15 protein-coding genes (1 of these 15 only partly in view) are annotated in these 14055 nt (G+C 64.0%); 9 read left to right on the plus strand and 6 right to left on the minus strand.

The genetic code is table 11. The features are described from left to right. Positions 1 to 20: 20 nt before the first annotated feature. The 7 genes from jag (at position 21) to J7I12_RS10820 (ending at position 7379) form a co-directional block, all read left to right on the plus strand. Positions 21 to 1256: an RNA-binding cell elongation regulator Jag/EloR gene (gene jag, locus J7I12_RS10790; protein ID WP_303192934.1), complete on the plus strand. Its 1236-nt coding sequence runs from the start codon at positions 21 to 23 to the stop codon at positions 1254 to 1256. Between the two features lie 14 nt (positions 1257 to 1270). Next, positions 1271 to 2686, plus strand: a complete 1416-nt coding sequence (gene mnmE / locus J7I12_RS10795; protein ID WP_118230779.1) for a tRNA uridine-5-carboxymethylaminomethyl(34) synthesis GTPase MnmE — start codon at positions 1271 to 1273, stop codon at positions 2684 to 2686. A gap of 8 nt (positions 2687 to 2694) precedes the next feature. Then, on the plus strand, positions 2695 to 3339 hold the full coding sequence (locus J7I12_RS10800; RefSeq protein ID WP_207287374.1) for a 3'-5' exonuclease: 645 nt from the start codon (positions 2695 to 2697) through the stop codon (positions 3337 to 3339). Then, complete coding sequence (locus J7I12_RS10805; RefSeq protein WP_288907436.1) at positions 3336 to 4520, plus strand: GAK system CofD-like protein; 1185 nt, start codon at positions 3336 to 3338, stop codon at positions 4518 to 4520. Before J7I12_RS10800 ends, J7I12_RS10805 begins: the two co-directional genes overlap by 4 nt. Then, positions 4520 to 5617, plus strand: coding sequence for a pseudouridine synthase family protein (locus tag J7I12_RS10810; RefSeq protein ID WP_487126109.1), 1098 nt, complete (start codon positions 4520 to 4522; stop codon positions 5615 to 5617). Before J7I12_RS10805 ends, J7I12_RS10810 begins: the two co-directional genes overlap by 1 nt. A 135-nt stretch (positions 5618 to 5752) precedes the next feature. Next, entirely contained in the window at positions 5753 to 6382 is a 630-nt protein-coding gene (locus J7I12_RS10815) for a DUF47 domain-containing protein (protein WP_118230781.1), read from the plus strand. Then, positions 6375 to 7379, plus strand: coding sequence for an inorganic phosphate transporter (locus J7I12_RS10820; protein WP_118230782.1), 1005 nt, complete (start codon positions 6375 to 6377; stop codon positions 7377 to 7379). The genes J7I12_RS10815 and J7I12_RS10820 overlap by 8 nt, the downstream gene beginning before the upstream one ends. Positions 7380 to 7952: 573 nt before the next feature. Here the strand turns inward: J7I12_RS10820 and ilvC are convergent. The 6 genes from ilvC to J7I12_RS10850 form a co-directional block, all read right to left on the minus strand. After that, positions 7953 to 8954, minus strand: coding sequence for a ketol-acid reductoisomerase (gene ilvC, locus J7I12_RS10825; protein ID WP_118230516.1), 1002 nt, complete (start codon positions 8952 to 8954; stop codon positions 7953 to 7955). Positions 8955 to 9060: 106 nt separating this feature from the next. Next, positions 9061 to 9549: an acetolactate synthase small subunit gene (gene ilvN, locus J7I12_RS10830; RefSeq protein WP_118230515.1), complete on the minus strand. Its 489-nt coding sequence runs from the start codon at positions 9547 to 9549 to the stop codon at positions 9061 to 9063. Positions 9550 to 9560: 11 nt separating this feature from the next. Next, the gene (ilvB, locus tag J7I12_RS10835; RefSeq protein WP_288907818.1) at positions 9561 to 11252 is read right to left on the minus strand and encodes a biosynthetic-type acetolactate synthase large subunit; all 1692 of its coding nucleotides are present in this window, start codon (positions 11250 to 11252) and stop codon (positions 9561 to 9563) included. A gap of 24 nt (positions 11253 to 11276) precedes the next feature. Next, positions 11277 to 11504, minus strand: coding sequence for a DUF465 domain-containing protein (locus J7I12_RS10840; RefSeq protein ID WP_118230513.1), 228 nt, complete (start codon positions 11502 to 11504; stop codon positions 11277 to 11279). A 79-nt stretch (positions 11505 to 11583) separates the two neighbouring features. Then, positions 11584 to 11886, minus strand: coding sequence for a YggT family protein (locus J7I12_RS10845; RefSeq protein ID WP_118230512.1), 303 nt, complete (start codon positions 11884 to 11886; stop codon positions 11584 to 11586). Between the two features lie 206 nt (positions 11887 to 12092). After that, positions 12093 to 12764: an HAD family hydrolase gene (locus J7I12_RS10850; RefSeq protein ID WP_303193174.1), complete on the minus strand. Its 672-nt coding sequence runs from the start codon at positions 12762 to 12764 to the stop codon at positions 12093 to 12095. 234 nt (positions 12765 to 12998) lie between these two features. Between J7I12_RS10850 and pdxS the strand changes: the two genes are divergently transcribed. Together pdxS and pdxT are read left to right on the plus strand one after the other, a co-directional pair. After that, positions 12999 to 13880, plus strand: a complete 882-nt coding sequence (pdxS, locus tag J7I12_RS10855) for a pyridoxal 5'-phosphate synthase lyase subunit PdxS (protein WP_118230510.1) — start codon at positions 12999 to 13001, stop codon at positions 13878 to 13880. Between the two features lie 2 nt (positions 13881 to 13882). Next, positions 13883 to 14055, plus strand: partial view of a pyridoxal 5'-phosphate synthase glutaminase subunit PdxT gene (gene pdxT / locus J7I12_RS10860; RefSeq protein WP_130958247.1) — the beginning only. It continues 403 nt past the right edge of the window; the window shows 173 of its 576 coding nt (coding positions 1-173); the start codon lies at positions 13883 to 13885; its stop codon lies off the right edge, out of view.

Below are 14055 nucleotides of genomic sequence, written 5' to 3' on the forward strand. Positions count from 1 at the left end.
GGGACCCCATAGAGGTAGATATGGACGGGTTCAAGGAATTCCAGGGCAAGGATCTGGACGACGCCATCCGCGAAGCGTGCGAGTATTTTAATGCCGCGCGTGAAAAACTGGAAATTGAAATCGTGGAGGACGCCAAGTCCGGCATCTTTGGCATTGTAGGCGCGCGTAAGGCCAAAGTTCGCGCCCGGCGCGTGGAGCTGCACGACGCTGTGGCCAGCATCCTGGGGGCAGACGAAACAACGGCCGACGCAGGCCGCAAGTCTCGTGAAACCGCGCGGGAAACGTCCCGCCACGCGGGCCGTGAAGGTTCCGGCGCTGCCGGGGGCCGTCGCAACGGCGGCAAGCCTGCCGCAGCGGCCTCCCCCGCAGCCCCTGTTGCGGCGGGCGGCCCTGCGGGCGACGAGGCGTCCCCGGAGGCCGAGGCCCTGGCAGCGCGCAACGGCGCTGCCCCCAACAGAGGCCGTGAGGCCAACAAAGCTGCGTCCTGCCGTCAGCCCGAAGCCGCCGACGGCGGGGCCGAAGCAATGGGGCAGGAGCGCCGCCGTAACGCTCCGCCTGCCAGAGACGCGCGTGCCGCCAGGGAAGCGCGCCCTGCGGAAGCCCCCCGTAATGGGGAGTCCGGCGAGGCCCCCCAGGGCCGTCGACGCAATGGCCGCAAAGGGGAGCCGCCCGCCGGGCAGCAAGCCTCCGGGCCCGCGGCTTTTGACGCCGTACCGGCGGGCGAAGGCCTGGAAGAAGACCTGGCTGACGCGGGCCTGCCTTCCACCCCCCTGGAACAGCTGGATTTGGCCCGTCTGGAGGCCCTTACGCGCGAAGCCGTGGGCAATCTGGTGCGCCCCATAGTGGGCGGCGAAGCCAAGGTGGACGTGCGCGTGGACGAGGGGCGTGTTTTTGTGGGTGTGGACTGCGATGCGGATCCCGGCCTGCTCATCGGGCGCGAGGGGCAGACCCTGGCCGCCCTGCAGTACATGGTTTCGCGCATTGTTTCGCGCGGCATGGACGCCGCCGTGCGCGTGCAGCTGGACGCGGGCGCGTACCGTCAGCGTCAGGAAGAAAAGCTGCGCGAGATGGCCTTGGCCCTGGCGGAAAAAGTGCGCCAGAGCGGGCGTTCGCTTTCCACCAGACCCCTGTCTTCCTACCACCGGCGGGTTGTGCACGTCTGCCTGCAGGAACTGCCCGATGTGCAGACCCGCAGCAGCGGCGAGGGCCCCCTCAAGCGGGTGGTCATCATGCGCAGGAAGGGCGAAAAGGCCTGAGGCGCGGTGCGGCCATGAGCCCGGAGCAGGACAGGGAAACCATTGTGGCCATTGCCACGGCCCCCGGAGCGGGCGCCATAGGCATTGTACGGCTGTCCGGGCCGGAGGCGCGGCGCGTGCTGGGCCGACTGTTTCGCCCGGCCGCAGCGGATTTTACGGATTTTCGGCCTTGGGTGCTGCATCGGGGGCGCGTGCTGGATGCCTGCGACCAGCCCCTGGACGATGTGCTGGCCGTGTTCATGCCTGGCCCACGCACCTTCTCGGGTGAGGATATGGCCGAAATCCAGTGTCACGGCGGCCCTCTTATGGTCCAGGCCGTGCTGGAAAGCGCCCTGCAGCATGGCGCGCGCCCGGCGGCCAGGGGCGAGTTCTCGCATCGGGGTTTCTGCAACGGCCGCATGGACCTGAGTCAGGCCGAGGCTGTGGCCGAACTCATTGCCGCGCCCTCGCGCGAGGCCCTGCGCTATGGCCTGAACCGTCTGGACGGCCTGCTGGGCCGCCGCACGGCAGCCCTGCGGCAGGCTCTGGAAGCGTTGCGGGCCAGAGTCTGTCTGGCCGTAGATTTTCCCGAAGATGAAGTGGAAGATTTGCCGCTGGCGGATTTTGCCGTGGCCGTAGATGGCGTAGCCGATGCGGTACGCGGTCTGCTGGCCGGGCAGCGCCGCGCGCGGCTCATGCAGCAGGGGGCCCTGGTAGTGCTGGCCGGGGCCGTCAACGCGGGCAAATCCAGCCTGCTCAACGCGTTGCTGGGCCGCAACCGGGCGTTGGTTACGGATCTGCCCGGCACTACTCGCGATTTTCTGGAAGAAGCCTGCGACCTGGACGGCCTGCCCGTGCGCCTCACGGATACGGCCGGCCTGCGCCATGCGACCGGGGCCGTGGAGGCCTTGGGCGTGGCCCGCAGCCGGGAAAAGCTGGCCGAGGCCGACGCCGTAGTGCTGGTGCTGGACGGCGGCAGCCTGGGCGAAGCCGGAGCCGCCGCTGCAGTCTGCCCCGATGCGGCGGCTGCGGAAGTGCTGGCCGCCGTGGGCCATACGCCGCTGTTTGCGGTCTGGAACAAGTGCGACCTCTGCCTGCCGCGCGTTTTTCCGCCCCGCTGGCTGGGGCCACATCCCTGTTGCGCGGTGAGCGCTCTTTCCGGTACACATATGGAAGCGCTGGCGGCGTCTCTGCGGGAACTGCTGCTGGGCGCGGCGGCGGGCGACGTCGGCGAGGGTGGCCTGGCCCCCAACCGGCGGCAGGCCCTGGCTCTGGAACATGCCCTGGCGGAGCTGGAACTGCTGCGGGGGGACATCCTGGAGGGCCGTCCCTACGATTGCTGCGCGGTGCGCTTGGATACGGCGGCCGCTCATCTGGGCGAGGTCACGGGGTTGGATACGCCCGCCCAGGTGCTCAACGCCATCTTTGACCAATTCTGCATCGGCAAGTAGCTTAGCCTATGGATATGGATATTCTGCGCCGTCGGCTGACCAGCGACGAAATCAATGATCTGCCCCTGTACCACTATACGGGGCCCGTGCTGGTCATCCGCAGTCTGAACGACTGGAAGCAGGCCCTGCCGGACCTGCAGGACGAAAACCTGCTGGGCTTTGATACGGAAACGCGCCCTTCATTCCGCAAGGGGCGACGCAACGCTCCGGCCCTCATCCAGCTGGCCACGGCCAGGTCCGTGTACCTGGTGCAGCTCGCCAACCTGCCTTTTGGCGCGCCGGTGGCGGAAATTCTGGCCAATCCCTCCCAGGTCAAGGCCGGGGTGGGCATTGGCGACGATATGCGCGACCTGGCCCGGTTGCACGCTTTTGAACCCGCCGGACTGGTGGATCTGGGGGGCGTGGCCCGGGCTCACCGTCTTTCCAGCCAGGGCCTGCGCACCCTGGCCGCCAATTTATTCGGCTGGCGCATCTCCAAGGGGTCGCAGTGCTCCAACTGGAGCCTCAAGGAGCTGACCCCGCGCCAGATCGTCTACGCCGCCACCGACGCCTGGATAGGGCGGTTGATTTTTTTGCGCATGCGTGAGCTGGGGCTGATTCCGTCTTCCCGCGCGTCTTTGGGCCGACAGGCCGACGACGGGGGCGCGGCGTGAACCCTGCGGCTTCGTCCTTTCCCCCCCTGGGCCCCCGTCTGGTGTTTTTTACCGGCGGTACAGCCCTGCGCGATTTGAGCCGCAGGCTCACCGCCCACACCCACAATTCCGTACATCTGGTCACCACCTTTGATTCCGGCGGCAGCTCCGCGGCCCTGCGGCGGGCCTTTGCCATGCCCGCTGTGGGTGACCTGCGCAACCGCCTTCTGGCCTTGGCCGACAGCGCTGTAGTGCCTGCTTCTGTGCTGGAATTCTGCGCCCGCCGTCTGCCCGCCGTCGGGGATGCACAGGCTCTGCGCCATGAGCTCACGGCCATGGGCCGTCCGCAGCACGCCGTCTGGCAGAGTATGCCCACGCTCTTCGGCGACGCCCTGCGCCTGCATTTAAATTTTTTTCTTGAGCGCATGCCCGAAGATTTCGATCCCTTCCACGCCTGCCTGGGCAATCTTGTCCTGGCCGGGGGCTATTTGCAGCACAAACGCTCTTTCGGGCCGGTGCTGGCCTTTTTCAGCCGTCTGCTGCAGATCCGGGGCGTGGTCCTGCCCATTGTCAATGAAAGCCTGCACCTGGCAGCGGAGCTGGAGGACGGTTCCGTGCTGGTGGGCCAGCATCTGTTTAAAAACCTGCCCGCCCCGGTGCGCCGCCTGTTCCTTACCGTGCATGAGCCCGACCGTGCGGGAGATGCAGCTCAGTTTCCGCGCACGCCTTGTCGGCCGCCCCTTTCCCCTACGGCCGCCAATTATCTGCGTTCGGCCGGGGCCATCTGCTACCCCATGGGCAGCTTCTATACCAGCGTGCTGGCCAATCTGCTGCCCCAGGGCGTCGGCCGCACTGTAGCCGCCGCCGCCTGCCCCAAGATATTCATCCCCAACTCCGGGTTGGACGTCGAAGCCCGTAGTCTGCCCCTGAGCGCGCAGGCTGCAGCGCTGCTGCGCTGCCTGCGGGAGGACGCGCCCCATGCGGCCAACGCGGACTTGCTGCAGCAGGTGCTGGTGGACAGCCGACACGGCCGCTACGCCGGCGGCCTGGACCGGGAAGAACGCGCGGCCCTGGAGCGTCTGGGGCTGGAAGTGGTGGATGCGGACATGGTCTGCCCTCAAGACCCCGCACGCCATGACCCGGAACGCACGGCCAGGGCGCTCCTGGCCCTAGTGCCGCAGCAGGCGGCGGTGGGCGTGTGATGGACATGGATACGCCAAAGGCCGCCGCTGCCGCCGTGGAGGCCGCTGCCGTGCCTGCCGTTGCCGTGGAGGCCGCTGCCGCCGGGCTGGTGGGCCAGCGTTGTGACCAGGCCCTGGCTGCGCTGTTGCCCCACCTGGGGCTGCGCGGCCGTCGGCGTTGCCTGGAGCGCGGCGGAGCCCTGTGCAACGGTTGCCCGGTCTCGGCAGCCCACAGGCTGGTGTCCGGCGATGTGCTCACCCTTGTGTCGCCGGTCGCCGCGTTGTCCGCAGCCCAGGCCTTGGCCGCGGCCGGAGCGCGTCTGCTTTCCCGCCAGGGGGACTACGCTTTTTTCTTCAAACCCGCGGGCCTGCACACGGCGGCCCTGGCCGGCGACGCCGGACCCAGCCTGGAAGGTCTGTTGCCCGCGCTCACGGCCGAGCTGCCTGCGCCTGAAGTCGGCGCAGCCCGTCCAGACCCGTCCGCGGTCAGTCCCTTTTGCCGTCTGCTGCAGCGGCTGGACAGGGAAACTTCCGGCATGGTCTGCGCGGCCCTGCGCCCGGAGGCGGTGCAAGCCTTTCGGCGGGCCGAGGCGCGCGGCCTGTGCGACAAAAGGTATGTGGCCCTGCTTCAGGGCCGCCTCGCCGCGCCGACAACGGCCCGCGAGGCGCTGGACACGGCCGACCGTCGCCGCAGCCGGGTATTGCCCGGCAGCGTAGACCTGGAGCACACTACCGAATTCTTTCCTTTGTGCTATTGGCCGCCGGACAGGGTTTTTGCCCTGACGGCGGCTTTTTTTGTCCCCGGTGTTGGAGGCCGCACTGCCCCGCCCGCAGCGGGAGGGCTGACCCTGGCTGCCTGCCGCATCCGGCGTGGCGCCCGGCACCAGATCCGGGCCCACGCCGCCGCCCTGGGCCACCCCCTGTGGGGCGACCGCCTCTACGGCGGCTTGGGAGAAGGGATTTTTTGGCTGCACCACGGGGGGCTGGACCTGCCCGGCGCGGCCTGCACCTTGCCGCCGCCCTGGCCCTTGCCGCCGCGGGCGGCGGCTGCTGCTGCCGGGTGGTGCGACGCGAAAAAAGATTTTTTTCACCCGCCCGCAACTGCAGAAGTTTTTTGAACTGTTGGAAAAAGTTTGATTTATCGGGGGGTCACCCTCTTGGCACAACCCGCCGGGCCGGATACATTCGGCGGACAGACACAGTGAATGCCGCCCCGGGGCGGCCTTGAGCCCGCGCAGGGTCAGGGAGTATGCATGTTTCCCGCACTATTGCCCAAATCCGCACCGTTTTTCGCCATGCTGGAAGAGCAGAACGGCCTTTTGCGCCGCATGGCCGGCATGCTGGTGGAAATGCTGGAGGACGTCTCCCGCATGGACGCCATCCACAAGGAAATAGCCTTTCAGGAAGAATCGGCGGACGTCCTGCACGGCAAAATCATCCGCGCGCTTTCCCAGACTTTCATCACGCCCATTGACCGTGAAGACATCCTGCGCATCAATCAGGAGCAGGAAGAATGTATGGACTGCCTGCACAGCCTGAGCACGCGCCTGCACATTTTTGAGTTTACCCGCATCCGTTTCCCCGCCCTGCAGATGGTGCGCACCATCGGTTCCATGATCGACCTCACCAGGCTCATGCTTGAGGGCCTTGCCAACCGCCGCGACTGCCACAAAACCCGCGCCTTCCGCAACCTGCGTGGCGAATGCGACATGTTGCTGGCCGTGGGCCTGGCCGAGCTTATGGACGAACACCAGGAACTTTCGCCCTCCACGATCATGCAGGTGCTCAAGTGGAGCCAGGCTTACGAACGCATGGGCATACTGCTGGAGCAGGTCAACGCCCTGGCCGAAACCCTTGAGGAAGCGGTGCTGAAAAATGTTTGACGTCCCTGTGCTGCTGGCCCTCATCGTGCTGGTGGCCTTGCTTTTTGACTTCACCAACGGCGCGCACGACTGCGCCAACGCCATTGCCACCGTGGTTTCCACCAAGGTGGTGACCCCGCGCTTTGCCGTGGGGGCTGCGGCCCTGCTCAACCTGGGCGGCGCGCTGCTGGGCACCGAGGTGGCCAAGACCCTGGGCAGCGGCATCGTCTTGCCCGAAGTGGTGGAGGGCAGCCATGTGCTCGTGCTGGCCGCCCTGGTGGGGGCCATCAGTTGGAACTGCATCACCTGGTATTTCGGCATCCCGTCCTCTTCCTCCCACGCGCTCATCGGCGGCCTTATCGGTGCGGCCGTGGCCGACGTGGGCTTTGACGCCCTCAACATTCAGGGCATTGTGGACAAGGTGCTCATTCCCCTGGTGGGGTCGCCCCTGGCTGGCTTTGCCGTGGGCTTTGCCAGCATGTGGATTATCTACTGGATCTGCGGGCATATCCACCGCCGTAAGGTCAACGCCGCCTTCCGTCGGCTGCAGCTCCTTTCCGCCGCCTTCATGGCCACCAGCCACGGCCTCAACGACGCCCAGAAAACCATGGGCATCATCGCCCTGGCGCTCTATATCTTCGGCAAATCCGATTCCCTGGAAGTGCCCCTCTGGGTCAAACTGGGCTGCGCCGGGGCCATGGCCCTGGGCACGGCCGTGGGCGGCTGGAAAATTGTCCGCACCATGGGGCACCGCATCTTCAAACTGGAACCCGTCCACGGTTTTGCCGCCGAAAGCTCCGCAGCCATGGTCATCACCGGCGCATCCCTTCTGGGCGCGCCCGTCAGCACCACCCACACCATCACCGCCTGCATCTTTGGCGTGGGCTCCACCAAACGCCTCTCCGCCGTGCGCTGGAACGTGGCCGGCGACCTCATCACCGCCTGGATTCTGACCCTCCCCGCCGCCGGCAGCGTGGGCTTCGTGGCTTACAAGCTGCTGCACCATATTTGGAATTGAGATTTTTTGTGGGGGGAAGGGAACTTTTGTGTACAAAAGTTCCCTTCCCCCCACACCCCCCATCCCTCAAAAAACTTTTTTCTTTCACGGAACTGCGCAGGACGTACCCTGAGCAGGTAGGGGAAGATGTCTTTTGCGACCCCATGCCCCATGGGCCACACGCGGCCCTGGGCAAGCAGGGGGGAAGAAAGGCATCGGATAAAGAGTTACGGAAGTGGCGTCGGCATATTGAGGGGCATCGGCCCCCAGAGAGCGGGGATGGCTGACGACTGCTCTGCAAGGATTTTCTTGAAAATCCTTGCCACAAAATGCGAGAAGGCAGGCTTTTGCCTGCCGTAAGCGAGCATTTCAAGTGTTAAATGCTCTAGAGGATAGATTTTTTTGTCGTGCCGTGAACACAGAAGCCCCTGACCGAAAAAAGACAGGGGCTTCTGTGTTCAGAATTCTTGCTGAGGCGGGGCCAGGGTACGCACGGTGGCGCGCCCTGGAAGAAGAATGTTTTTTGAAAAAAGGGGCGTAGGGGAGGAACCCCTTTGTTCACAAAAGGTTTTCTCCCCTACAAAAAGCTCCCTTTTAGTCAACCTTGTCTTTTTTGAGCCAGGACATCATGCTGCGCAGTTCTTTGCCCACCTTTTCGATCTGGTGTTCGGATTCATTGCGGCGGGTGGTGAGGAACATGGGGTAGCGGGCGCGGGATTCAAGGATGAAGTTCCGCGCGAAGACGCCGCTCTGGATGTCTTTGAGCACGGCCTTCATTTCTTTTTTCACGTTCTCATTGATGAGGCGCGGTCCGGAAACATAGTCGCCGTATTCGGCGGTATTGCTGATGGAGTAGCGCATGCGGGAGAGGCCGCCTTCGTAGATGAGGTCCACGATGAGCTTCATTTCGTGCATGCATTCAAAGAAGGCCATTTCCGGCTGGTAGCCGGCTTCCACCAGGGTTTCAAAGCCGGCCTTGATGAGGGCGGAGAGGCCGCCGCAAAGCACGGCCTGTTCGCCGAAGAGGTCGGTTTCGGTTTCTTCGCGGAAGGTGGTTTCGATAACGCCGGAGCGGGTGCCGCCGATGCCCTTGGCATAGGCCAGGGCGGTTTTGAGGGCGGAACCGGTGGCGTCCTGCTCAATGGCTACCAGGCAGGGCACGCCGCCGCCCTCGGTGAAGGTGCGGCGCACCAGATGACCGGGGCCCTTGGGCGCGATGAGGAAGACGTCCACGTCCTTGGGCGGCAGGATCTGGCTGAAATGGATATTGAAGCCGTGGGCGAAAAGCAGGGCCTTGCCCTTGGTAAGGTGGGGCTTGATGTCGCTTTCGTACACGGTGGCCTGCACTTCGTCAGGCAGCAGGATCATGATCAGGTCGGCCTGGGCCGCGGCTTCGGCAGCGGAAACAGGGGTAAAGCCATGCTCTTTGGCCAGTTCGTAGTTGGCGCCGCCGGGGCGCTGGCCCACCACTACCTTGACGCCGGAATCGCGCAGGTTCTGGGCGTGGGCGTGGCCCTGGCTGCCGTAGCCGATGATGGCCACGGTCTTGTTTTTGAGGCAACTGAGGTCCGCATCCTGATCGTAATAAACTTTCATCTGATCTTCCTCTGGGTACTCACGGTTAAAAAAGGGTTCCTCCCCGCCCGCGCGGGGAGGAACAGTGTGCGCGTCTTTCGGGCATGCCCCCGGAAGGGGGGTGGCGTCAATCGGTTTTTTTGGAGCGGCGCATGGCCACTGCACCTGTGCGGGCCACTTCCTTGATGCCGAAACGCTGCAGCAGGCCCAGGATGGCGTCCAGTTTTTCCTGGTCGCCGGTCGCCTCAATGGTCATTTCGTTGTGGCTCACGTCCACAACCTTGCAGCGGAATATTTCCACGGTGCGCAGAATTTCGCCGCGAGCCGTGCCTTCGGCCTGCACTTTGACGAACATCATCTCGCGCGTTACGGCGGGAATGTCCGCAAAGTCCACCACCTTGATGACAGACACGATTTTGTGGAGCTGCTTCATAATCTGCTCCAGAATCAGGCTGTCGCTGTCGGTGGTGATGGTCATGTGTGAAACGCCCTCTTCGAGGGACGGGGCCACATTGAGCGAATGGATATTGAAGCCGCGCCCGCTGAACAAACCCACCACGCGCGAGAGCACGCCGGGTTCGTTCTCAACCAGCACGGAAAGCACATGTCTTTGCATAACCGCCTCCCTTACACCAGCAACATTTCGTCGAGCGCCGCACCGGCGGGCACGATGGGGTACACGTTTTCCTCCCGTTCCACCACCACGTCGATGAAGGCGGGGTTGGGCGTGCCCAGGGCCTTTTCCAGCACGGGGCGCAGGTCCGCCGCGCTGGTGATGCGGTAGCCTTCAGCTCCGTAGGCTTCGGCCAGTTTTACAAAGTCCGGCTGGGCCTCCATATTGGTGGAGCTGTAGTTCTGGTTGTAGAAGAGGTCCTGCCACTGGCGCACCATGCCAAGGTAGCGGTTGTTGAGAATGATGACCTTGATGGGCAGCTTGTTGGCCACCACGGTGGCCAGCTCCTGGATGTTCATCTGCAGCGAGGCGTCGCCGGCCACGGTAATGACTTTCTTTTGTGGAAAGGCGAACTGCGCCCCCACCGCGGCGGGAAAGCCGTAGCCCATGGTGCCCAGGCCGCCGCTGGTGAGCAGGGTGCGGGGCTTGGTAAAGGTATAGAACTGGGCCACCCACATCTGGTGCTGGCCCACTTCGGTGGTGATGATGGCCTCGCCCCCGGTGAGATCGTAGAGGGTCTCGATCACTTCCTGAGGTTTGAGGTGGCCGTTTTTCTGATAGCCCAGGGGTTTGCTTTCTTTCCACTGGGCCACGGCCGCCAGCCATGCGGCGTGCTGACCGGCCCAGTCCCGGCCCTGCTGTTTGGCGTCGCAGATTTCGGCAATGCCCTCCAGGGCCAGGCGACAGTCGCCCACCACAGGCACTTCCACTTCCACATTCTTGCGGATGGAGGTGGGGTCGATATCAATATGCACGATGCGCGCTTTGGGCGCAAAGGCGGCCAGTTTGCCGGTGACGCGGTCGTCAAAGCGTGCGCCCACGCACATGAGCACATCGGCATTGTTGATAGCCAGGTTGGCCGCGTAGGTGCCGTGCATACCCACCATGCCAAGCCAGAGGGGGTCTGTGGCGGGAAAGGAGCCCAGCCCCATGAGGGTGCAGGTGACCGGGATTTGCAGTTTGCGGGCCAGAGCGGTCAGGGCCTGGCCGGCGTTGGCCATGATCACGCCGCCGCCGGCCAGAATGACCGGGCGTTCCGCCTGGGCCAGTTCTTCCACCGTGCGCCGCAACTGGTTCAGGTTGGGCTTGTAGGTGGGGTTGTAGCTGCGCATGGAAACGGCATCGGGCCAGACAAATTCCGTCCGGGCCTGCATGACGTCCTTGGGCAGGTCCACCAGCACGGGGCCGGGGCGGCCGGAGCGGGCCAGGAAGAAGGCCTGGCGGATGGTTTTGGCCAGTTTGCGCACATCCTTGACCAGAAAGTTGTGCTTGGTGCAGGGGCGCGTGATGCCTACGATGTCCACTTCCTGAAAGGCGTCGTTGCCGATGAGCTGGGTGGGTACCTGCCCGGTAAATACCACTAGCGGGATGGAGTCGGCATAGGCCGTGGCAATGCCGGTTACCGTGTTGGTAGCCCCAGGACCGGAGGTTACCAGACACACGCCTGCCTTGCCGGAGGCGCGGGCATAGCCGTCGGCCGCATGTACGGCGCCCTGCTCGTGCCGTACCAGCACGTGGTGCAGTTCAGGATGCCGCGGCAGCTCATCGTAAATATCAATGACCGCACCGCCGGGGTAGCCGAACAGCACGTCCACGCCTTCTCTCTTCATGGACTCGAGGAGAATCTGCGCACCTGTACATTCCATAACCGGCTCCTTACAACAGCTCGGCTATCCTTGCTTTTTCAGACGGTCAAGGATGGCCATAAGCTGGGTTTTACCCTCAAGTTTCTGCTTTTTGAGCTGCTTGAGGGTTTGTTCCTCGGTGGGTGTGCGAAAAGCCTTGTGCTCCAGTTTTTCCACCTGCTTTTCGTAGAGTACGTGATCGTCCCAAAGGGATTTCAGCTCCGGATCAGTGGCCGCGTACTTTTTTAGTAGTTCCAGTTCGTGCTGATCCATACGAACGCTCCCGTGTTATAGTGTTCGTGCACAGGGCGTTGCCCCCGCGCGTGAAACCGTGGTTTTGCGCCCCGCAGGGCTATACAAGGGTCATGGCGTACTGGGCCAGTGAGGCAACCACTATGCGGTTGAACAGCTCAATGGCCAGCAGCACCACCACCGGGGAAAAATCCATGCCGCCCGTGTAGGTAAAGGGCAGCCATTTGCGCACCCGGTAAAAGACCGGTTCGGTCAGTGCGCGCAGTGCCCGCACAATGGGATTGTATGGGTCGGGCCGCACCCAGGTCAGCACGGCCGCAATGATAACAATCCAGAAATAGAGGTTCAAAAGCCCCCCCAGCACCAGGGCAACGGCGCTCAGGGTGTTGGCAAGAACAATCATGCGCCCTCCAGCGTGGCTGTCTTGAGCAGTGCGTCAGTGCGCCCTGCAATTGCAACTGTTTTTTACGTCCACCGCGGCCTGTGCGCGCCATGTCCGGCGCTGCGCCCCGATGGGCTTCATCTGTGCGGTCAAGTACACCGCGTACGCCTTTGCCGCCCCATGTCGACGCAAAAATCCGCAGGGCGTCCGCCCCGGCGGCGTGTCTGTCAGGCGCTGCGGCCGGCAGTGCCGGGCAGGGCCTCGGCCAGGGCCGCGTGCAGCTCGTCAAAACTCTCGGTTTTGATCTGTCCGTCCAGGGGGCCGGCGTTAAAGGCGGCAAAAACCACCCCGGCCCCTTCCGCGGTGGTTTTGTCGTGCTCGCTGTCGCCAACAAAAAGCACGTCCGCCGGATTGCAGCCCCAGGCTGCGCAGATGCGCTGCGCGCCTTCCGGCGAGGGCTTGGGCGCGGCCGTATCCGCCGCGACCACAGGATCAAAATAGGAGGGCAGGGCAAAAATGTCCAGAACCCTCTGAATGCCGTGCAGCCGACGGTTGGTGTGCACAGCCATGCGCACCCCGCGGGCGCGCAGGTCATCAACAAAAGGACGAAAGCCCTCCTGCAGGCGCAGCAGGGGCACGATGTCGCGGTCATAAACCACGTGATGGCTGACCACCTCGTCAATGCGCTGGTGCAACGCTGGCGGCACAATATGCCGTAAAGCCTGCCCTGCCGTGGCCATGAAGCAGTACTTTTCCTGCTCCGGCGTCATGGGCGGCAGGCCAAAGACGGCCAGCACCCTGTTATAAAAAATGCTGTTGGACTCGCGCGAATCCAGCAACACGCCGTCGCAGTCAAAAATGACCCCGGCGAGCCCGTGGGGAAAAAGCCGGGCACTCATGACCCGGCCTCCTGCAGCCGCCGCGCCGCACATCCGGCGGAACGGCGCCAATCCTCAATAGTGGTATGCGGCATCCTTTCTCCTCTGGGCAAAAGCATAGCCGGTGGCGGGAGGAAGCGCAAGGCGCAGTATTGTCAGAAGCGGCGTATTTGCATATATACACGCCAGCCCCGTTGCCGTTCCGGCAGGCGGGGCAAGTCCGGCCGGTTCCCGGCACAACAAGGAGTATGCATCATGGAACAGGGCACCATCCGCCTCAAGACAGGCCTTGCGGAAATGCTCAAAGGCGGCGTGATTATGGACGTCACCACGCCCGAACAGGCCAAGATAGCCGAAGACGCGGGCGCCTGCGCCGTCATGGCCCTGGAGCGCGTGCCCGCCGACATCCGCGCCGCGGGCGGCGTGGCCCGTATGGCCGACCCCACCATTGTTAAAAAAATTATGGAAGTGGTCAGCATCCCGGTCATGGCCAAGGCGCGCATCGGCCATTTTGTGGAGGCCCGCATCCTTGAAGCTCTGGGCGTGGACTATATCGACGAAAGCGAAGTGCTCACCCCCGCCGACGACAAGTATCATATTGACAAGCGCGACTTTACCGTGCCCTTTGTCTGCGGCTGCCGCAATCTGGGCGAGGCCTTGCGCCGCATTGCTGAAGGCGCGGCCATGATCCGCACCAAGGGCGAACCCGGCACCGGCAACGTGGTGGAAGCCGTGCGCCACTGCCGTCAGGTCATGGACGAAATCCGCACGCTCTGCGCCTTGCCTGAAGCAGAGGTGGCCAACTTTGCCAAAGAGATCGGCGCGCCCCTGGAAGTCTGTTACGCCGTGCGTAAGGAAGGCCGCCTGCCTGTGGTCAACTTTGCCGCCGGCGGCATCGCCACGCCGGCCGACGCTGCCATGATGATGCACCTGGGCTGCGACGGCGTGTTTGTGGGTTCCGGCATTTTCAAGTCCGGCGACCCCGCCAAGCGCGCCAAGGCCATTGTGCAGGCCGTGACCAACTACAAGGATTTCGCCATGCTGGCCGAAATCTCCCGCGATCTGGGCGAGGCGATGGTGGGCATTGAAATCTCCACTATTCCCACCGAACAGCGCATGCAGGAACGGGGCTGGTAGCCGTGGCCGGGCTTTGCGTGGGCGTGCTGGCCCTGCAGGGAGCCTTTCGCGAGCATGGGGACGCCTTGACCCGTCTGGGCGCCACAGTCCGCGAGGTGCGCCAGCTCAAGGATCTGGACGGGCTGGACGCCATTGTCCTGCCTGGCGGCGAAAGTACGGTTATGGGCAAGCTGCT

Origin of the sequence: Desulfovibrio diazotrophicus (assembly GCF_902498985.2) — a bacterium.
GTDB lineage: Bacteria > Desulfobacterota > Desulfovibrionia > Desulfovibrionales > Desulfovibrionaceae > Desulfovibrio > Desulfovibrio legallii.